The sequence below is a fragment of the Pseudomonas sp. KCJK9000 genome, from assembly GCF_046230725.1.
GTDB classification, from domain to species: Bacteria; Pseudomonadota; Gammaproteobacteria; order Pseudomonadales; family Pseudomonadaceae; genus Aquipseudomonas; species Aquipseudomonas promysalinigenes.
Map to the genome: position 1 here is coordinate 1 of NZ_JBJJLN010000065.1, position 19,032 is coordinate 19,032.

Sequence of the window (19,032 nt, forward strand, 5' to 3'; positions counted from 1 at the left end):
GAGCGCAGCTCGCGATGCGCCGCGCGGGCGGCGCTCGATCTCACAGGCGCTAAAAGGCTCAGATTGAACCCAAAAAAAAACCCGACACCAAATCCCTGGTATCGGATTTTTTCGACCCCAACCCCGGACTCAAATGCCTAAGTGAACAGCATTACGCACAACGCGGGGCTCGGGTAACTGCGGCTACAGCGAATCAGTTGCCTTTAACCGACTTGCCGTCGACCGTACCTTCTTGCAGTACGATCACGTACTCCTTGCCGTCGGTTTCGACCTGGCGCAACTGCACCAGCAAGTAGTCCCAGTCTTTGGCGAACCACAGTTCAGTAATGCGTTTGTTCTGGCTCGGAGCCCGAACGCGCTCGACCTTCACCGCCTCGACCTGGCCGGTTTTAGTGGTGATTTTCTCAGTACCCAGCACGCGGAAGTCGTAGGTATCGATTTCGTCACCATCGACCACCTGGTACGTCATGCTCTTCTTGCCAGCGGCCACGTCGTGTTGCAGGGCCAACTGGTAGGACGACTTGTCCAGCACGCCGCGGTTGAGCGGCAGGCTGATCGGGTCCTTGCGGTCGGTGCCGGTGATCTTCTTGCTGTTCCAGTCGAAGGTCAGGTCGACGGTCTTGGCTTTGCCCAGGCCGCCCCGCTCGAAGTGGTATTTCTGCGGCAGCATGGTGTCGTTGTCCATGCGCAGAGTGCTTTGCTCGGTCAGGCTGGCGATCATCATGGAGGCCTTGAAATCAAGGTCCCAGCTGCCGTCCTTGTTCTTGACCAGGCTGCGCTCGGCGGTGCCACTCATGGGCAGTTGCTTCCAGTCGGCGGTGTAGCTTGCCGAGAACGGCTTCAGCTCGGCTGCCTGCAGAGGCAGGGCGAGTACGGTGAGAGCCAATAGCAGGGCGCGACGCATAAGTTCTCCTAGGGTCGGATCAAGTGACCACTGGCCGGCAGTGGCTGGTCGTCCAGTAATGCACCCTGTTCGCCCAGGTGCAAGCGACCTTGGGCAAACCAGTGCACCGCCAGCGGGTAGATCTGGTGTTCCTGATGGTGAACCCGTTGGGCCAGGCTTTGCACCGTGTCATCAGGCAGTACCGGTACCACAGCCTGTACGACCAGTGGCCCGCCATCGAGTTCCTCGGTGACGAAGTGTACGCTGCAGCCATGCTCCGCGTCGCCTGCTTCCAGTGCCCGGCGGTGGGTATGCAGCCCCTTGTAACGGGGTAGCAGCGACGGGTGGATGTTGAGCAGGCGGCCCTGGTAGTGGCGCACGAAGTCGCCACTGAGGATGCGCATGAAACCGGCCAGTACGACCAGGTCGGGGGCGAAGCCGTCGATGCGCGCCATCAAGGCGGCATCGAAGGCTTCACGGCCATCGAACTGGGTGTGATCGAGCACCACGGTGGCGATCCCCGCTGCCTGGGCCCGTTGCAGGCCGTAGGCGTCGGCACGGTTGGAAACCACCGCGCCGATGCGAACCGGGCTGTCCTGCACGTGGCAGCTGTCGATCAAGGCTTGCAGGTTGCTGCCGGAACCCGACAGCAGTACCACAACATTGCAGGGCTTGCTCGGCATCAGTGTGCCTTGAGGTTCTGCAGTTCGACCTGGGCGGCGCCTTCGGCGGCTTCGGCGATGTGGCCGATGACCCAAGGTTGCTCACCGGCGGCGCGCAGTTCGTTCAGGGCAGCGTCTACCTGATCCTGAGCGACGCAGATGACCATGCCGACACCGCAGTTCAGTACACGGTGCATTTCGTGCTCATCGACATTGCCTTGCTGCTGCAGGAAGTCGAACACCGCCGGGCGCTGCCAGCTGGCGACGTCGATCACGGCCTGGGCGTTGTCTGGCAGTACCCGCGGGATGTTGTCCAGCAGGCCGCCACCGGTGATGTGGGCCATGGCCTTGACCGCGCCAGTGTTCTTGATCAGTTGCAGCAGTGGCTTGACATAGATGCGGGTCGGCGCCATCAGCAGGTCGGTCAGCGGCTTGCCGTCGAGCTGGGTGTTTTCGATGTCGGTTGCCGACACTTCGAGGATCTTGCGGATCAGCGAGTAGCCGTTGGAGTGCGGGCCGGAAGATGGCAGGGCGATCAGCGCGTCACCGGTGGCCACTTTGGAGCCGTCGATGATTTCGGCCTTTTCCACCACGCCCACGCAGAAGCCGGCCAGGTCGTAGTCTTCGCCTTCATACATACCCGGCATTTCGGCGGTTTCGCCACCAACCAGGGAGCAGCCAGCCAATTCGCAGCCGGCGCCAATGCCGGTGACCACGGTGGCAGCCACGTCGACGTTCAGTTTGCCGGTGGCATAGTAATCGAGGAAGAACAGCGGTTCTGCGCCGCAGACCACCAGGTCGTTGACGCACATGGCGACCAGGTCCTGGCCGATGCTGTCGTGCTTGTTCAGGTTCAGTGCCAGGCGCAGTTTGGTGCCGACGCCGTCGGTGCCAGAGACCAGCACCGGCTGCTTGTAGCCGGCCGGGATCTCGCAGAGGGCGCCGAAGCCGCCCAGGCCACCCATGACTTCAGGGCGTGCGGTGCGTTTTGCCACGCCCTTGATGCGTTCGACCAGTGCTTCGCCGGCGTCGATGTCTACACCGGCGTCCTTGTAGCTCAGGGAGGGTTGCTTGCTCATTGATCCAGGCCTTTAAGAGGGAGGGATTCGTAAAAACGACCATGACGGCCAAGGCCGGCTCGAAAGCGGCGGCTGCCTGAAACGTCAGTGGTCTGTGAAGGCGCGCGATTTTATCAGGGTTGCCGGGCAGCGGCCATCCTCAGGCCGACGGGCAGGGCGGTTAATTGCTGAAAAAGGTAAGTGGGTGGTTGATAACCATGCTTGTGTATAAGCTGCAAATCACAAGCTCGATGCTCAACCGGACAGGAATCCTCATGCGACTTTTCATTTATTTGGCAGCAGGGTGCATGGCACTGGCCAGCATGGGTGCGCAGGCCGAATCCGTCTCTGGCCTCTATCAGGTGCGCGAACCGATTCAAGGGCAGGGCGCCGAGGCGCGTACCGCAGCCACTGCCAAAGCCTTCGAAACTTTGGTGTTGCGCCTGACCGGCGACTCCAAGGCGGCGCAGAACCCTGGCTTGGCCGAGCTGCGCAAGAACCCGCAACCGCTAATCAACCAAGTCGGTACCGATGCCGGGCCGCCCGAATCGGTGGAAGTCGAGTTCGACCCCGGCAGCACCGAACGTGCCTTGCGCAAAGCTGGCCTGGCGCTTTGGGGCAGTAACCGGCCCTCCATCCTCGGCTGGTGGCTTACCGATAGTGTCGATGGCAGCAACTTGATCGGCGACGGCCAGGCCAGTGCCCAGCCATTGCGCCGCGCCGCCCAGCACCGTGGGTTGCCTCTGCGCCTGCCACTGGCCGACCTGCAGGAGCAACTGCTGGCCAATGCCAAGCAGCTCGAAAGCAATGACCCTGCACCGCTGCGCGATGCGGCGCAGCGCTATGGCGCCGATGCCCTGTTGGCGGTGCACGCCCAGGAGGCCGACGGCAAATGGCAAGGTAAATGGCAACTGTGGCTGGGTGACCAGCATGAGCAGGGCACTGCTGAAGCCGGTGACCAGGCTGCACTTGCCGATGCTGTGATGCTTGCGGTAGGTAACCGGCTTGCGCCACGTTACGTCATCAAGGCCGGTGCCAGCAGCCAGCTGCAATTGCAGGTGCAAGGCATGAACCTGCAACGCTATGCCGAGCTTTCCCGTGTGCTGGAGCCCTATGGCCCGCGCCTGCAGTTGGCCGATGGCGGCACGTTGACCTATGCGGTGAGCGGTAATCGTGAGCAGCTACGGGCGCAGCTGGGCCTGGCCAAGTTGCAGGAAGTGCCGGCCGAGCAGGCCCCGCCTGCTGCAGCGCCCACGCCAAGCCCAGGTGCTGCACCAGGCCAGCCGGTCACCCCTGCGCCTGTCTCGGCCAAGCCGTTCGATGGCCTGCGGTTTCGCTGGTAAGGGGCGTATTGATGACTGACATGCGTCGTTGGATCGGGTGGGGTGCAGTACTGCTGATCGTGGTGCTGCTTTATAGCTTGCATAACATTCTTACGCCTTTTTTGGTGGGCATTTTGCTGGCCTACCTGGCCGACCCGCTGGTCGATCGTCTGGAGCGTATCGGCCTGTCACGTACCTGGGGTGTGGTGGTGGTGTTTGGCCTGTTCACCCTGATATTGATGGCCCTGTTGCTGATACTGGTACCGATGCTGGCCAAGCAGTTGCTGCGCCTTTACGAACTGGCGCCCCAGATGCTCGATTGGCTGGAGCACGTGGCGCTGCCTTGGCTGCAAGGCCATCTGGGGCTGGCCGACGGCTTCTGGAAGTTCGACAAGATCAAAGCCGCCATCGGCGCCCACATGGACAAGACCACCGACATCGTCGGCATGGTGCTGTCCCATGCCACTGCCTCGAGCCTGGCGCTGATCGCCTGGCTGGCCAACATGGTGCTGATCCCTGTCGTGGGCTTTTATCTGTTGCGTGACTGGGATTTGATGATGGCCAAACTGCGCAGCCTGCTGCCGCGTCAACGTGAACCTCAGGTGGTGGCGCTGGCAAGCGAATGCCACGAAGTGCTGGGGGCGTTCGTGCGCGGGCAACTGTTGGTGATGCTCGCACTGGGCGTGATCTACTCCGCGGGGCTCATGCTGATCGGGCTCGAGCTTGGCCTGCTGATCGGCATGCTCGCGGGCCTGGCGGCCATCGTGCCTTATATGGGTTTCATCATCGGCATAGGGGCTGCTTTGATCGCGGGGCTATTCCAGTTCGGCGGCGACCTGTACCCGATGCTGGGGATCGTCGCAGTGTTCATGGTGGGGCAGGCGCTGGAAGGCATGGTGCTGACGCCGCTGCTGGTCGGCGACCGCATCGGCTTGCATCCGGTGGCAGTGATCTTCGCCATTCTCGCTGGCGGCGAGCTGTTCGGCTTTACGGGTGTACTGCTGGCCTTGCCAGTGGCTGCCGTGATCATGGTGCTGGTGCGTCATGTGCACGACCTATACAAAGAATCGGACATGTACGCCGGGGATATCGACCCTGATCTGTAACCACGCCGAGCCGCCGGGTAACCCGTTGATTTTACTAAGGCTATCTGGCTGCGTGATTGTGCGCCCTGCATTGCAGGTATAGACTTTGCAGATTGTTCACCAAAGGCCCCCTGCGGTCCCTGTCGACTGCCCGCGAGCATGAAACCACCAATCCAGTTGCCCCTGGGTGTGCGCCTGCGCGATGACGCCACCTTCATCAACTATTATCCGGGCGCCAATGCCGCGGCGCTGGGCTATGTCGAGCGGCTTTGCGAGGCCGACGCTGGCTGGACAGAGAGCCTCATCTATCTGTGGGGCAAACAGGGCGTTGGCCGCAGCCACTTGCTGCAGGCGGCGACCCATCGCTTCCAACAGCGTGGCGAACCTGCGGTGTACTTGCCGCTGGCGCAATTGCTCGATCGGGGTGTGGAACTGCTGGATTACCTCGCGCAATACGAACTGGTGTGTATCGACGACCTGCACGTCATTGCCGGCAAGGCGGACTGGGAAGAGGCGATGTTTCACCTGTTCAACCGCCTGCGTGACAGCGGGCGCCGCCTGTTGCTGGCTGCCTCGGCCTCGCCCCGTGAACTGCCGATAAAGCTGCCTGACCTCAAGTCGCGCCTCACCCTGGCGCTGGTGTTCCAGATGCGCGGCATGTCCGACGAGGACAAGCTGCGTGCCCTGCAGCTGCGGGCGTCGCGCCGCGGCCTGCACCTGACCGACGAAGTCGGCCATTTCATCCTCACCCGTGGCACCCGCAGCATGAGCGCACTGTTCGACTTGCTCGAGCGCCTCGACCAGGCCTCACTGCAGGCACAACGCAAGTTGACCATCCCTTTCCTTAAGGAAACCCTCGGCTGGTAAGCCCGTAAACACAGGGCTTTGAGGGGTAAAACGAAAAAGTCACATTTTTTTCGATAAAATTTGCAAATGGCCATGATAGAGGGCATAGTTCCCTCCCTCTAAAGGATTACTGACACGGTCGTGCCCATGCTAAAGCGCTTCGCACCCCTCGTGCCTCTCGCACTCGTGACCCTGCTTTTTGGCTGTGCGGCCCAAGGCCCAGTTTCCCAGCCCCAGGATCACACCCCGGTTGCCTCGCAGTCGGTCAACAAAGTCAAAGCTTCGCCTTCGTCGGTCTTCGGTGAAGAAGAGCAGGCCACTGAAGACGATCTGGAGGCCTTCTCCAGCAGCAAGCCGTATCAGCTTCCGGTGCTGGCAGACAGCATTCTCGAGCGTGGCATGTCGCTGATCGGCACCCGCTACCGCTTTGGCGGCACCTCTGAAGCGTCGGGCTTCGACTGCAGCGGTTTCATCGGTTATCTGTTCCGTGAGGAAGCTGGCATGAACCTGCCGCGTTCCACCCGCGAGATGATCAACGTCGATGCGCCGAAGGTGGCGCGCAATAAGCTCAAGCCAGGCGACCTGCTGTTCTTCAGCACCAATGGCCGTGGCCGTGTGAGCCACGCCGGTATCTACCTGGGTGACAACCAGTTCATCCACTCCAGCAGCCGTCGTAGCGGCGGTGTGCGCATCGACAGCCTCGGTGACCGCTACTGGAGCAAAACCTTCATCGAAGCCAAGCGCGCCTTGGCCATGGCGCCGACGACCAATATCGCGCGCAACTGATATCAAAATGATGTACCCTGCCACGGCGGTGTTGCTTGATAAAAAAAGCTCGCCGCCGTGCGCATTTACAGAAAGCGTCTAATCTTAATTCTCAACTCTTTTCGGCTCCGGCCGGTCGGTCTTTGACAGGAAGTTCTGGCCATGAAGATGATGGCGCGCTTCGCATTCCTTTCCATGGTGGCTTTACTTGCCGCCTGTTCTAGCCATGCCCCGGCGCCTGCGCCTGTGGTTCAGCCCACCATCACCTACAGCCAGCCAGAGGGCTCGCCGCTGGCTGACGACGTGTTGATCCGTGCTATTGGCCTGGTGGGTACGCCTTATCGTTGGGGTGGCAATACACCGGATTCCGGGTTCGATTGCAGTGGCCTTATCGGTTACGTGTACCGCGATGCTGCTGGTATCAGCCTGCCACGTTCGACCCGCGAAATGATCGTGATGCGCGCGCCCACGGTGAGCATCAACGCCTTGCAGTCGGGCGACCTGGTGTTCTTCGCCACTGCCGGCGGTTCGCAAGTGAGTCACGCGGGCATTTATGTGGGCGAAGGGCGCTTCGTGCACGCGCCTTCTACTGGCGGTACCGTACGCTTGGATTACCTGTCCAACAGCTACTGGGCCAAAGCCTATCTGCAGGCCAAGCGTGTGATTCCCCAGGAGCACCTGGCGCAGAATCGCTGAGGGAACACCGGGTTCCTCTGCATGGCCACGCCGATTGACGGTCCCGGTGCAACCCTCTAACCTTCGCGGCGTGTTTCAGGTGCCCTGCCAGCTTCGACTGGGCAGGGTGAAACTGGGAAGCCGGTGGTCGCCAGCATGGCGCGATTCCGGCGCTGCCCCCGCAACGGTAAATGAGTGACGGCCGCGCAGTGCCACTGGGTGCGAACACCCGGGAAGGCGCGTAGCCCTGGGCCCACGGCCCGCTCATGAGCCCGGAGACCGGCCTGATACTGCCAACGGCATCACGGAGGGTGATGTGCGGTGCATCGCGGCCTCGGCCGTGGCTGCTGCGCGTTCTCCGTCTGCCCGCCTTTTACCTGCCGCCACTGCCCACGTGGCCGCAGCCTGCGGAGAACCTTCCATGAGCGAATCCACCGAACGCGACGAGCGCCACCTGGCGCGTATGCAGCGCAAGAAGGCGGTCATCGACGAGCGCATCGCCAATTCCCCCAACGAGTGCGGCTTGCTGCTGGTGCTCACCGGCAACGGCAAGGGCAAGAGCAGCTCGGCGTTCGGTATGCTTGCCCGTGCCCTGGGCCATGGCATGCAGTGCGGTGTAGTGCAGTTCATCAAAGGCCGCAACAGCACTGGTGAGGAGCTGTTCTTCCGTCGCTTCCCCGAGCAGGTGCGCTACCACGTGATGGGCGAGGGCTTCACTTGGGAAACCCAGGATCGTCAGCGTGACATCGCTGCCGCCGAGGCGGCATGGGCGGTCTCGCGCCAGCTGCTGCAAGACCCGAACGTGCAGTTCGTAGTGCTCGACGAGCTCAATATCGCGCTCAAGCACGGCTATCTCGACCTGGACCAGGTGCTTACTGACATTCAGGCCCGGCCACCGATGCAGCATGTGATCGTCACCGGTCGCGCGGCCAAGCCTGAAATGGTCGAGCTGGCCGATACCGTCACCGAGATGGGCATGCTCAAGCATGCCTTCCAGGCCGGGATCCGCGCACAGAAGGGCGTCGAATTGTGAGTGAAACCCGCAGCTGTCCAGCGGTGCTGATCGCGGCACCTGCCTCCGGCCAGGGCAAGACCACCGTGACCGCGGCCTTGGCCCGCTTGCACCGTAACCTGGGGCGCAAGGTACGGGTATTCAAATGCGGCCCGGACTTTCTCGACCCGATGATCCTAGAGCGCGCCAGTGGCGGCCCGGTGTACCAGCTGGATCTGTGGATGATCGGTGCTCAGGAGAGCCGTCGGTTGCTGTGGCAAGCCGCACAAGAGGCCGACCTGATTTTGATCGAAGGCGTGATGGGCCTGTTCGACGGCACCCCATCGAGTGCCGATCTGGCACGACACTTTGGAGTGCCGGTGCTGGCGGTCATCGATGGCACGGCCATGGCCCAAACTTTTGGCGCCCTGGCATTGGGCCTGGCACGTTACCAGGCCGACCTGCCCTTCGCTGGCGTACTGGCCAACCGAGTCGGCAGCCTACGTCACGCGCAATTGCTCGAAGGTAGCCTGACCGAGGGCCTGCGCTGGTATGGCGGCCTGTCGCGCGAGCGTGGCATCGAGTTGCCCAGCCGGCACCTGGGGTTGGTTCAGGCCAGCGAGTTGAATGACCTCGATGCCCGCCTGGATGCGGCTGCGCAAGCTTTGGGTGCCAGCTGCGACGCCGCGTTGCCGCCGCCGGTTACGTTCGCCGCGCCGGCGCCGCAGGGGTGCACCGCAACCCTTGATGGGGTGCGAATCGGCGTAGCACGTGATGAAGCCTTTGCCTTTATCTACGGCGCCAACCTTGACCTGTTGCGCCAGCTTGGCGCTGAGCTGGTGTTCTTCTCGCCTCTGCATGACCGGGCACTGCCCGCGGTAGACAGCCTGTATCTGCCCGGCGGCTACCCAGAGTTGCATCACCACGCATTGGCGGCCAACACGTCGATGTGCCAAGCGATCCGTGCCCATCATGCCGAGGGTAAACCGCTGCTGGCCGAGTGCGGGGGCATGCTGTACCTGCTCGAGGCGCTGACAGACGTAGCAGGCGAGCGTGCTGAGCTGTTGGGCTTGCTGCCGGGCGAGGCGAGCATGCAGAAGCGCCTGGCTGCCTTGGCCCTACAGGCCGTGGAACTGCCCGAGGGCACCCTGCGTGGGCATACCTATCATCACTCGCTGACCAGCACCGACCTTGAGCCGCTCGCCCGCGGCCTGAGCCCCAATGGCGGGCGCGGCAACGAAGCGGTGTATCGCTTGGGACGGTTGACGGCCTCTTACGTGCACTTCTATTTCCCGTCCAACCCTGACGCGGCGGCGGCGCTGTTGCGGCCATGAGCGATCACGCCTACAGCGCCGCCGAGCGCGCCGCGATCTACCGCGCAATCGGTGAGCGGCGCGACATGCGCCACTTCGCCGGTGGCACGGTTGCGCCCGAGCTACTGGGTCGCCTCCTGGCCGCTGCGCACCAGGCGCCAAGTGTCGGCCTGATGCAGCCTTGGCGGTTCATCCGCATCAGTCAGTGCGAGTTGCGCGGGCGCATCCAGGCGCTGGTGGAGCAGGAGAGGGTGCGCACCGCCCAAGCGCTGGGCGAACGCTCGGATGATTTCATGAAGCTCAAAGTGGAGGGCATCAGCGATTGCGCCGAGGTGCTGGTTGCGGCACTGATGGATAACCGAGAATCGCACATCTTTGGCCGCCGTACCTTGCCGGAGATGGACCTGGCGTCGCTGGCCTGCGCAATCCAGAACCTATGGCTGGCTGCCCGCGCCGAAGGGCTGGGGCTGGGTTGGGTATCGCTGTTCGACCCTCAAGCCCTGGCCGCGTTGCTCGGTATGCCGCCCGGCGCCAAACCGGTGGCGATACTGTGCCTGGGGCCGGTCACGGAGTTCTACGCACAACCGATGCTGGTGCAGGAAAACTGGGCTGAGGAGCGTCCTTTGACAGAGATGCTGTTCGAGAATCGATGGGGAGAGCGTCAATGAGCGTAGCGCTGCTAACCGTGGCCGGCGTGGCGCTGGATGCACTGTTGGGCGAACCCCGACGCCGGCACCCCTTGGTGGGCTTCGGCAACCTGGCGGCAGGGCTGGAGCGCCGTCTGAACGCGGGCGGGCGCGGTTGGCGTAGCCACGGCGTGACGGCCTGGTTCCTGGCCGTGGTGCCCCTGACCTTTGTGGCGCTGATCCTGTCCTGGCTGCCGGGTGTCGGCTGGCTGATAGACGTGCTGGCGCTGTATTGCGCCCTGGGCCTGCGTAGCCTCGGTGAGCATGTGTTGCCGGTGGCCAATGCTTTACGCCTCGGTGACCTGGACGAGGCGCGGCGCCGTGTGGGTTTTCTGGTCAGCCGCGAAACCCGCGACCTGGACCAGCCTGCCGTTGCCCGCGCGGCTACCGAGTCGGTGCTGGAGAACGGCAGCGACGCGGTGTTCGCCGCGTTGTTCTGGTTCGTGGTGGCCGGTGCGCCAGGGGTGGTGCTGTACCGCCTGAGCAACACCTTGGACGCTATGTGGGGCTACCGCAATGAACGCTTCGAGCGCTTTGGCTGGTGCGCGGCGCGTATCGATGATGTGCTGAACTACATTCCTGCCCGCCTGGTGGCGTTGACTTACGCGCTGCTTGGCAAAACGCGGTTGGCATTGGCCTGCTGGCGCAAGCAGGCACCGCTGTGGGACAGCCCCAATGCCGGGCCGGTGATGGCTTCAGGCGCTGGCGCCCTGGGCGTAGAGCTGGGCGGCCCAGCGGTGTACCACGGCCAACTGCACGAGCGCCCGCGCCTGGGCGAGGGGCCTGTGGCCGATGCCGATGCCATCGAGCGCGGCTGGAGCCTGGTGCAGCGAGGTGTGTGGTTGTGGGTGCTGGTGATCTGCATAGGGGCTTACGTCAATGCTTGAACATGGCGGGCGCCTGCAGCGCGCGGTGCAGCGCTACGCAATCGCGCGCGAAGAGTGGCTCGACCTTTCCAGTGGCGTCGCACCTTGGCCCTTTCCGATTCCACCGATACCACTGGACGCCTGGGCGCGTTTGCCCGAAACCGAAGATGGCCTCGAAGAGGCGGCGCGGGCCTATTACCACGCCGCGCAACTATTGCCAGTGGCTGGCTCCCAGGCAGCGATCCAGGCGCTACCGACATTGCGCCCAACGGGGCGTGTAGGGATATTGTCGCCATGTTATGCAGAACATCCCTACGCCTGGCGGCGCGCTGGGCATGAACTGATCGAGCTGGCTGAACACGAGGTGGAGGCTGCACTGGCTGGTCTGGACGTACTGGTGCTGGTGAACCCGAACAACCCAACGGGCCAGCGAGTGCCGCGAGAGCGGCTCTTGGCGTGGCATGGGCTTCTGGCAGAGCGGGGCGGCTGGCTGGTGGTCGACGAGGCGTTCATGGACACCACGCCGCACGATAGCGTGGCCGACTGTGCCGAGCGCCCAGGCTTGATCGTGCTGCGCTCGTTCGGCAAGTTCTTTGGCCTGGCCGGTGTACGTCTGGGCTGCGTGGTGGCACCCGCTGCATTGTTGCACAGTCTGGCTGAGTCGCTCGGGCCCTGGACGGTCAATGGCCCTACCCGGGTGTTGGCCCAAGCGTGTTTTGCCGACCAACAGGCCCATCGGGCGCAGATCGAACGCTGCGCCCAGGCCAGTCAACGGCTTGCCGTAGTGCTGCTGAATCATGGCCTTGCACCCAGTGGCGGCTGCGATCTGTTTCAGTATGTGCGCAGTGAGCAGGCGGCGGCTTTACATGAGTTTCTCGCTCGCCGGGGCATCCTGGTGCGCCTGTTCGAGCAGCCTGGCGCAGTGCGATTGGGTTTGCCAGCGACTGCCGCCGACGAGCAGCGCCTGGCCCAGGCCCTGGCCGATTATCAGAAGGAAACGGCATGACCACGCTTATGGTGCAAGGCACCACCTCCGATGCTGGCAAGAGCACGCTGGTTACCGCCCTTTGCCGCTGGCTGTTGCGCCAGGGCGTCGGGGTGGTGCCGTTCAAGCCTCAGAACATGGCGCTCAACAGCGCGGTGACCGCCGACGGCGGTGAGATAGGCCGCGCACAGGCGGTACAAGCCCAGGCTTGCCGGCTGGCGCCCCACACCGACATGAACCCGGTACTGCTCAAGCCCAACAGCGACACGGGGGCGCAGGTGATCATCCATGGTCGTGCGGTCACCAGCATGAACGCCGTGGCTTATCACGATTACAAGGCCATCGCCATGCAGGCCGTGTTGGCCTCCCACCAACGCCTCAGTGCGGCCTACCCAGTGGTGATGGTCGAAGGCGCAGGTTCCCCGGCCGAGATCAACCTGCGCGCCGGTGACATCGCCAACATGGGCTTTGCCGAGGCGGTCGACTGCCCGGTAATCCTGGTGGCCGACATCAATCGCGGCGGGGTCTTCGCCCACTTGGTCGGCACCCTGGAGCTGCTATCGCCCAGCGAGCAGGCGCGGGTCAAGGGCTTCGTGATCAATCGCTTTCGCGGCGATATCGCGCTGCTGCAACCGGGCCTGGATTGGCTGGAGCAGCGCACGGGCAAGCCTGTGCTGGGTGTGCTGCCTTATGTGACAGACCTGCACCTTGAGGCCGAGGATGGCATCGATAACCGCCAGGGTGCCAAGCACAGCCAGGTGCTCAAAGTGATCGTCCCGGTGCTGCCGCGTATCAGCAACCACACCGATTTCGACCCGTTGCGCCTGCACCCGCAGGTTGACCTGCAGTTCATCGGCCCAGGCCAGCCGATCCCGCCGGCCGATCTGATCATCCTGCCCGGGTCCAAGAGCGTGCGTGGCGACCTGGCCCAGTTACGCGAGCGCGGCTGGGATAAGGCCATCGCCCGGCACTTGCGCTATGGCGGCAAAGTGATCGGGATCTGCGGCGGCCTGCAGATGCTTGGCCGTGAAGTGCACGACCCGCTGGGCCTTGAAGGCCCTGCGGGCTCGAGCCTTGGGCTGGGCTTGCTCGACTATGCGACCGTGCTGGAGGCTGACAAACAACTGCGCAACGTGGCCGGCACCCTGAGCCTGGACGCTTCAGCGGTGGCCGGCTATGAGATTCATGCCGGCGTTACCACAGGCCCTGCCTTGGAGCTGCCTGCCGTGCAGCTCGCCGATGGCCGCTGGGATGGCGCGATCAGTGTGGACGGCCAGGTTCTTGCCACCTATCTACACGGCCTGTTCGAGGGTAGCGAGTCGTGCGCCGCGCTGTTGCGCTGGGCTGGCTTGGAGCAGGTCCAGAGCATCGATTACCAGGCCCTGCGCGAGCGTGATATCGAGCGCCTGGCCGACCTTGTGCACACTCATCTTGATACCGCGCGGCTGCGCGAGCTTTGTGGAATGGCCTGACATGCGCAACTTGATCCTTGGCGGTGCCCGTTCGGGCAAGAGCCGGCTGGCCGAGCAACTGGCCATCGACAGCGGCCTGGCAGTCACCTATATCGCCACCAGCGAACCGCTCGATGGTGAAATGAACGACCGTGTGCGCCTGCATCGTCAGCGTCGGCCAGCCCATTGGAAATTGATCGAAGAACCCCTGGCGCTGGCGGCGGTATTGCGTGCAGAGGCGTTACCGGGCCGCTGCTTGCTGGTGGACTGCCTGACGTTGTGGCTGACCAACCTGCTGATGCTGGACGATCCGAAACGGCTGGCGGCAGAGCGCGATGCGCTGCTCGACTGCCTGGAGCAACTGCCCGGCACGATCATTCTGGTCAGCAATGAAACCGGCCTGGGCGTGGTGCCCATGGGCGAACTCACCCGTCGTTACGTCGACCTGGCCGGTTGGCTGCACCAAAGCATTGCCGAGCGCTGCCAGCGCGTAGTGCTGACCGTGGCCGGCTTACCACTCATGCTCAAAGGACCCGCACTATGAACCCAGCTTGGTGGCGTGAAGCCTGCCAACCCCTCGACAATGCCGCCATGGACCAGGCGCGTGCCCGTCAGCAGCAACTGACCAAGCCAACCGGCTCGCTGGGCCAACTGGAAGGCCTGGCCGTGCGGCTTGCCGGGTTGCAAGGCCAGGAGCGGCCAAGCCTGGAGCAGGTCGCCATTACCCTCTTCGCAGGCGACCACGGCGTGGTCGAAGAAGGGGTTTCGGCGTATCCGCAAGCGGTCACTGGGCAAATGCTACGCAACTTCGTAGCGGGTGGCGCGGCAATCAGCGTGCTCGCGCGTCAGTTGCAGGCGAGCCTGGAAGTGGTCGACTTGGGCACCATCGACCCCGAACTGGAACTGCCTGAGGTGCGCCATTTACGCCTGGGTGCTGGCACCGCTAACTTCGCCCGCCAGCGGGCCATGACCGAGGCCCAACTGCAGTCTGCGCTGCAGGCCGGTCGTGACAGTGCCCTGCGTGCAGCGGCCAATGGCGCGCAGCTGTTCATCGGTGGCGAGATGGGCATCGGCAATACCACCGCCGCCGCTGCCGTAGCCAGCGCCTTGCTGGGCTGCCCGGCTCGGGAATTGAGCGGGCCGGGCACTGGCCTGGATAGCTCAGGAGTCAGCCACAAGGCCGATGTCATTGAGCGTGCCCTGGTGCTGCACAACCTGCCGATGGCTGAACCACTGCAGGCGCTGGCCTGCGTCGGCGGTTTTGAAATCGCCGCGCTGACCGGTGCCTACCTTGCCTGCGCACAGCAGGGTATAGGTGTGCTGGTAGATGGCTTCATCTGCAGTGTCGCGGCACTGCTGGCGGTACGCATCAACCCGCAGAGCCGTGACTGGTTGCTGTTCGCCCACCAAGGCGCGGAGCCTGGCCATCGAGCCGTGTTGACAGCGCTGCAGGCCGAGCCGTTGCTGGCGCTGGGGCTGCGTCTGGGCGAGGGCAGCGGTGCTGCCCTGGCCGTGCCCTTGATGCGCCTGGCCTGTGCCCTGCACGGGCAGATGGCGACCTTCGCAGAAGCCGCCGTAGCGGATCGTCCGGCATGATAGTGGACCTGCTGCGTCATGGCGAAACCGAGCTGGGTGGTGGCCTGCGTGGCAGCCTGGACGATGCCCTGACAGACAAGGGCTGGCGCCAGATGCGCGAGGCCGTTGCAGGCGCAGGCCCCTGGGATGCGGTGGTCAGCTCGCCACTGCAGCGTTGTGCACGTTTCGCCCAGCAGCTTGGCATGCCGGTTCAACTGGAAGCAGGGCTGCAGGAATTGCATTTTGGTGAGTGGGAAGGGCACACGGCCTTGCAGATCATGCAAACCCAGGCTGATGAACTGGGGCGCTTCTGGGCCGATCCCTACAGTTACACGCCACCCGCTGGGGAGCCTGTGGCAGCTTTTGCCGAACGTGTGCTAATGGCGATCGCCCGCCTGCGCCAGCGGTACGCAGGCAAACGCGTATTGCTGGTTACCCATGGCGGCGTCATGCGCCTGCTGATGGCGCGCGCCCGTGGGTTGCCTAAAGAGCAGTTGTTGCAAGTAGAAGTGGGCCACGGGGCCTTGCTGCACCTGAGGGTGAGTGAAGACGGCACGCTGCACGAGGTGCTTTGACATGCTGCCGTTCTGGATTGCCTTGCAGTTTCTGAGCAGCTTACCGGTGCGTTTGCCGGGGATGCCAGAGCCCCGCCAAATGGGCCGCTCAATATTGTGCTACCCCTTGGTCGGGCTGTTGTTCGGGGTGTTGCTCTGGTTGGCCAGCTACCTGCTGCAAAGCGTCGCCGCGCCCTTGCAGGCAGCGCTGCTGTTGACCTTGTGGGTCTTGCTCAGTGGGGCGCTGCACTTGGACGGTCTGGCCGACAGTGCCGATGCCTGGCTTGGTGGGTTCGGTGACCGTGAGCGTACGCTACAGATCATGAAAGACCCGCGCAGTGGGCCGATTGCCGTGGTCACTCTGGTGTTGGTCCTGCTGCTGAAGTTCTGTGCGCTGTGGGTGCTGGTCGAGCGAGGCGCAGGCGCTTCGCTGGTGCTCGCGCCTGTCGTTGGGCGCAGCGCAATGCTTGGGCTGTTTCTTATGACACCTTATGTGCGCAAGGGCGGGCTGGGGCAGGCGCTGGCAGAGCATTTACCGCGCCGTGAAGCGGTTTGGATGTTGCTGGGCAGTTTGCTGCTGTGCTCGCTGATCGGCGGTTGGCAAGCACTGTGGCCTTTGCTGGCTGCGGTTGCTGGGTTCTGCTGGTTGCGACAGCTGATGTGCCGGCGGTTGGGTGGGACCACGGGTGACACAGCGGGCGCGATGCTGGAGTTGCTGGAACTGACGGTTGTACTCGGGTTGGCGCTGGTGAAGTGACTTGGGCCATCCTTTGAAACTTCTTGCAACATCGACTAACGCGGGTATATACACGTATTCATGCTGACCAGTGATTGCATCTGCACGCATCTGCGCCGTGCTGCCCGCGGGGTGAGCCGCCATTACGACGAGGCGCTTGCCAGCGCCGGGATCAATGTCGCCCAGTTTTCCTTGCTACGTCACCTGCAAAGGCTCGATCGCCCGAGCATCACGGTGTTGGCCGAGGCCATGGGCCTTGAGCGCAGTACCTTGGGCCGTAACCTGAAGGTGCTGCAGGCAGAGGGGTTGGTGGCGTTGGCCGAGGGTGACGACCAGCGCAACCGTGTTGTGCTGCTGACAGCCGCTGGCGCGGCACGCCTGCAAGCCGCTCTTCCGGCGTGGGAGCAGGCGCAGTCGTCGCTGCTGGACCAGCTGGGCGAGGGCCAGCGTGAGACACTCGTGCGCTTGCTTGAGCGCCTGGCGTGAATCAAGACCAAAAATAGCGGGCTCACACCCGTACACCTTGCGATGGATTGGAGATAACGACAATGGCTTCGGTGTGGCGAACCAGCGGCTGGGTACTGGTGGGGGCGGCGTTGATCCTGGCGTTGTCTTTAGGCGTGCGTCACGGCTTCGGCCTGTTCCTGGCGCCGATGAGCGCCGATTTTGGCTGGGGCCGTGGCGTGTTCGCTTTTGCCATTGCCCTGCAGAACCTGATCTGGGGGCTGGCACAGCCGTTTGCTGGCGCGCTGGCTGACCGCCTGGGGGCGGCGCGCGTGGTGATCATCGGTGGCATCCTCTACGCCGCTGGCCTGCTTTTGATGAGTACCGCCGATTCGGCCTGGTCGCTGTCCCTGAGCGCCGGCCTGTTGATCGGTATGGGGCTGTCGGGTACTTCTTTTTCGGTGATTCTCGGCGTGGTGGGCCGCGCTGTGCCCGCGGAAAAGCGCAGTATGGCAATGGGTATTGCCAGCGCTGCCGGCTCCTTCGGGCAGTTCGCCATGCTCCCAGGCACCCTCGGCCTGATCGAATGGCTGGGGTGGTCGTCGGCGCTTTTGGTGCTGGGTTTGCTGGTGGCACTGATCGTGCCTTTTGTCGGGCTGCTGCGTGATCGGCCGCTGTCAAGCCACGGTGTGGAGCAGACCCTGGGCCAAGCCTTGCGTGAAGCTTGCTCGCATTCCGGGTTCTGGTTGCTTGCCCTGGGGTTCTTTGTGTGTGGTTTTCAGGTGGTGTTCATTGGCGTGCACCTGCCGGCGTACCTAGTCGATCAGCACCTCCCGGCGACCACTGGCACCACCGTGCTTGCATTGGTGGGGCTGTTCAATATTGTCGGGACCTACACGGCTGGCTGGCTGGGCGGTCGTATGTCCAAACCTCGTTTGCTCACCGCGCTCTATCTGCTGCGCGCCGTGGTAATTGCATTGTTTCTGTGGGCGCCGATCACCCAGGTCAGTGCCTACCTGTTCGGTATTGCCATGGGCCTGCTCTGGCTGTCCACCGTGCCGTTGACCAACGGTACCGTAGCCACGGTATTTGGCGTGCGTAACCTATCGATGCTCGGTGGCATCGTTTTCCTGTTCCATCAGTTGGGGGCATTTCTGGGTGGCTGGCTGGGCGGCGTGGTGTACGACCAGGCTGGCAACTATGACTTGGTCTGGCAAATTTCCATTCTGCTCAGCCTGTTGGCGGCCGGGTTGAACTGGCCGGTGCGCGAGCGCCCCGTTGCCCGTTTGCAGGCACAAGCCGCATGAGCCGCTTGCTGGCTCGTGGGCTGCTGCTGGCAGCCTTGGCCTTGTTGCTGGCGCTGGTGTGGTGGGGCTGGCAGCGAGGTGGGCTGGCGTTGATGCAACTGGGCATGAGTGTTTGTTAGGCGCTACCCTGCAAGTGAAGAATTGGCTTGCAGGAGAAACGAACGATGCGTGCTCATTGGTTGACGATGCCTTTGCTGGTTTTGATGGGTGCTAGTGCTTCTTGGGCTGCCGAATGTCCGGCGTTGTTGCAGGGTAGCCTGCCGGAATTGCGTGGCAAGGAGCAGGTGGACCTTTGCCAGCGTTTTGCCGGCAAGCCGTTGGTGGTAGTCAATACGGCGAGTTATTGCGGTTTCGCGCCGCAATTCGAGGGGCTGGAGGCGACCTACAAGGCGTACCACGAAAAGGGCCTGGAGATGTTGGGGGTGCCATCGAATGACTTTAAGCAGGAAGACGCGGACAGTGAGAAGACGGCCAAGGTGTGTTATGCCAACTACGGTGTGACGTTCACCATGACCAAGGCCCAGGCGGTTAGGGGCAAGGATGCGATACCGCTGTTCGCTGAGCTGGCCCATCAGAGCAGTGCGCCAAAGTGGAATTTCTATAAGTACGTTATAGATCGCCAGGGTAAGGTGATTGGCAACTTCTCGAGCCTGACCAAACCTGATGATCCTGAATTCCGCGCCGCGATCGAGAAAGCGATAGCTTCGCATCCCTAACGAAGGCAGCAATTTGCTGGACCCTTGCTCTTGCTCTTGCTCTTGCTCTTGGCTTTTGCTTTTAAGCGCACGGTAGTTCAGGCGACGCAGATTGCGACTTCAGGAGGCCGAA

At 63.1% G+C, this 19,032-nt stretch carries 22 protein-coding genes and 1 riboswitch; of the genes, 19 read left to right on the forward strand and 3 right to left on the reverse strand.

Annotated elements, in window-relative coordinates:
• Positions 1-193: 193 nt before the first annotated feature.
• From ACK59H_RS20400 to purM, 3 genes are read right to left on the reverse strand one after another with little or no spacing between them, the layout of a single operon-like run.
• Complete coding sequence (locus ACK59H_RS20400; protein ID WP_060479779.1) at positions 194-904, reverse strand: DUF3108 domain-containing protein; 711 nt, start codon at positions 902-904, stop codon at positions 194-196.
• Between the two features lie 8 nt (positions 905-912).
• Positions 913-1,566, reverse strand: coding sequence for a phosphoribosylglycinamide formyltransferase (gene purN, locus ACK59H_RS20405; protein ID WP_186476501.1), 654 nt, complete (start codon positions 1,564-1,566; stop codon positions 913-915).
• Positions 1,566-2,624, reverse strand: coding sequence for a phosphoribosylformylglycinamidine cyclo-ligase (gene purM, locus ACK59H_RS20410; protein WP_060479781.1), 1,059 nt, complete (start codon positions 2,622-2,624; stop codon positions 1,566-1,568). Before purM ends, purN begins: the two co-directional genes overlap by 1 nt.
• Positions 2,625-2,878: 254 nt before the next feature.
• On the opposite strand from purM, the gene ACK59H_RS20415 reads away from it, so the two are divergent.
• The 19 genes from ACK59H_RS20415 to ACK59H_RS20505 all read left to right on the forward strand — a co-directional run bounded on the left by ACK59H_RS20415 (position 2,879) and on the right by ACK59H_RS20505 (position 18,920).
• Positions 2,879-3,946, forward strand: a complete 1,068-nt coding sequence (locus ACK59H_RS20415) for a DUF2066 domain-containing protein (RefSeq protein ID WP_288439410.1) — start codon at positions 2,879-2,881, stop codon at positions 3,944-3,946.
• Positions 3,947-3,957: 11 nt separating this feature from the next.
• On the forward strand, positions 3,958-5,031 hold the full coding sequence (locus ACK59H_RS20420; protein WP_261744979.1) for an AI-2E family transporter: 1,074 nt from the start codon (positions 3,958-3,960) through the stop codon (positions 5,029-5,031).
• A 138-nt stretch (positions 5,032-5,169) separates the two neighbouring features.
• A complete protein-coding gene (gene hda, locus ACK59H_RS20425; protein WP_060479784.1) occupies positions 5,170-5,877 on the forward strand; it encodes a DnaA regulatory inactivator Hda in 708 nt (235 codons plus the stop codon).
• A 126-nt stretch (positions 5,878-6,003) separates the two neighbouring features.
• Entirely contained in the window at positions 6,004-6,642 is a 639-nt protein-coding gene (locus tag ACK59H_RS20430; protein ID WP_060479785.1) for a C40 family peptidase, read from the forward strand.
• Between the two features lie 141 nt (positions 6,643-6,783).
• Positions 6,784-7,317, forward strand: a complete 534-nt coding sequence (locus tag ACK59H_RS20435) for a C40 family peptidase (protein ID WP_207937589.1) — start codon at positions 6,784-6,786, stop codon at positions 7,315-7,317.
• A 60-nt stretch (positions 7,318-7,377) separates the two neighbouring features.
• Positions 7,378-7,599, forward strand: a riboswitch (cobalamin riboswitch).
• Positions 7,600-7,717: 118 nt separating this feature from the next.
• Complete coding sequence (gene cobO / locus ACK59H_RS20440; RefSeq protein WP_207937588.1) at positions 7,718-8,329, forward strand: cob(I)yrinic acid a,c-diamide adenosyltransferase; 612 nt, start codon at positions 7,718-7,720, stop codon at positions 8,327-8,329.
• Positions 8,326-9,621: a cobyrinate a,c-diamide synthase gene (locus ACK59H_RS20445; RefSeq protein ID WP_409264825.1), complete on the forward strand. Its 1,296-nt coding sequence runs from the start codon at positions 8,326-8,328 to the stop codon at positions 9,619-9,621. Before cobO ends, ACK59H_RS20445 begins: the two co-directional genes overlap by 4 nt.
• Positions 9,618-10,268: a 5,6-dimethylbenzimidazole synthase gene (gene bluB / locus ACK59H_RS20450; RefSeq protein WP_060479788.1), complete on the forward strand. Its 651-nt coding sequence runs from the start codon at positions 9,618-9,620 to the stop codon at positions 10,266-10,268. The genes ACK59H_RS20445 and bluB overlap by 4 nt, the downstream gene beginning before the upstream one ends.
• Positions 10,265-11,173: an adenosylcobinamide-phosphate synthase CbiB gene (cbiB, locus tag ACK59H_RS20455; protein ID WP_397468195.1), complete on the forward strand. Its 909-nt coding sequence runs from the start codon at positions 10,265-10,267 to the stop codon at positions 11,171-11,173. The genes bluB and cbiB overlap by 4 nt, the downstream gene beginning before the upstream one ends.
• Positions 11,166-12,158 carry a threonine-phosphate decarboxylase CobD gene (gene cobD, locus ACK59H_RS20460; RefSeq protein ID WP_409264826.1) on the forward strand — a complete coding sequence of 331 codons (993 nt, stop codon included), beginning with the start codon at positions 11,166-11,168 and terminating at the stop codon, positions 12,156-12,158. Before cbiB ends, cobD begins: the two co-directional genes overlap by 8 nt.
• Positions 12,155-13,609 carry a cobyric acid synthase gene (locus ACK59H_RS20465; RefSeq protein WP_409264827.1) on the forward strand — a complete coding sequence of 485 codons (1,455 nt, stop codon included), beginning with the start codon at positions 12,155-12,157 and terminating at the stop codon, positions 13,607-13,609. Before cobD ends, ACK59H_RS20465 begins: the two co-directional genes overlap by 4 nt.
• A gap of 1 nt (position 13,610) precedes the next feature.
• Complete coding sequence (gene cobU / locus ACK59H_RS20470) at positions 13,611-14,132, forward strand: bifunctional adenosylcobinamide kinase/adenosylcobinamide-phosphate guanylyltransferase (protein WP_409264828.1); 522 nt, start codon at positions 13,611-13,613, stop codon at positions 14,130-14,132.
• Positions 14,129-15,184 carry a nicotinate-nucleotide--dimethylbenzimidazole phosphoribosyltransferase gene (gene cobT, locus ACK59H_RS20475; protein WP_409264829.1) on the forward strand — a complete coding sequence of 352 codons (1,056 nt, stop codon included), beginning with the start codon at positions 14,129-14,131 and terminating at the stop codon, positions 15,182-15,184. The genes cobU and cobT overlap by 4 nt, the downstream gene beginning before the upstream one ends.
• The gene (cobC, locus tag ACK59H_RS20480; protein ID WP_409264830.1) at positions 15,181-15,738 is read left to right on the forward strand and encodes an alpha-ribazole phosphatase family protein; all 558 of its coding nucleotides are present in this window, start codon (positions 15,181-15,183) and stop codon (positions 15,736-15,738) included. Before cobT ends, cobC begins: the two co-directional genes overlap by 4 nt.
• Position 15,739: 1 nt before the next feature.
• Positions 15,740-16,474 (forward strand): adenosylcobinamide-GDP ribazoletransferase, encoded by a 735-nt coding sequence (locus ACK59H_RS20485; protein WP_409264831.1) that lies wholly within the window; start codon positions 15,740-15,742, stop codon positions 16,472-16,474.
• Positions 16,475-16,534: 60 nt separating this feature from the next.
• Complete coding sequence (locus ACK59H_RS20490; protein ID WP_060479796.1) at positions 16,535-16,939, forward strand: MarR family winged helix-turn-helix transcriptional regulator; 405 nt, start codon at positions 16,535-16,537, stop codon at positions 16,937-16,939.
• 62 nt (positions 16,940-17,001) lie between these two features.
• A complete protein-coding gene (locus tag ACK59H_RS20495; RefSeq protein WP_409264832.1) occupies positions 17,002-18,204 on the forward strand; it encodes an MFS transporter in 1,203 nt (400 codons plus the stop codon).
• Positions 18,201-18,323 carry a hypothetical protein gene (locus ACK59H_RS20500; protein WP_261744987.1) on the forward strand — a complete coding sequence of 41 codons (123 nt, stop codon included), beginning with the start codon at positions 18,201-18,203 and terminating at the stop codon, positions 18,321-18,323. Before ACK59H_RS20495 ends, ACK59H_RS20500 begins: the two co-directional genes overlap by 4 nt.
• Before the next feature lie 45 nt (positions 18,324-18,368).
• Complete coding sequence (locus ACK59H_RS20505) at positions 18,369-18,920, forward strand: glutathione peroxidase (RefSeq protein ID WP_409264833.1); 552 nt, start codon at positions 18,369-18,371, stop codon at positions 18,918-18,920.
• Positions 18,921-19,032: the final 112 nt, after the last annotated feature.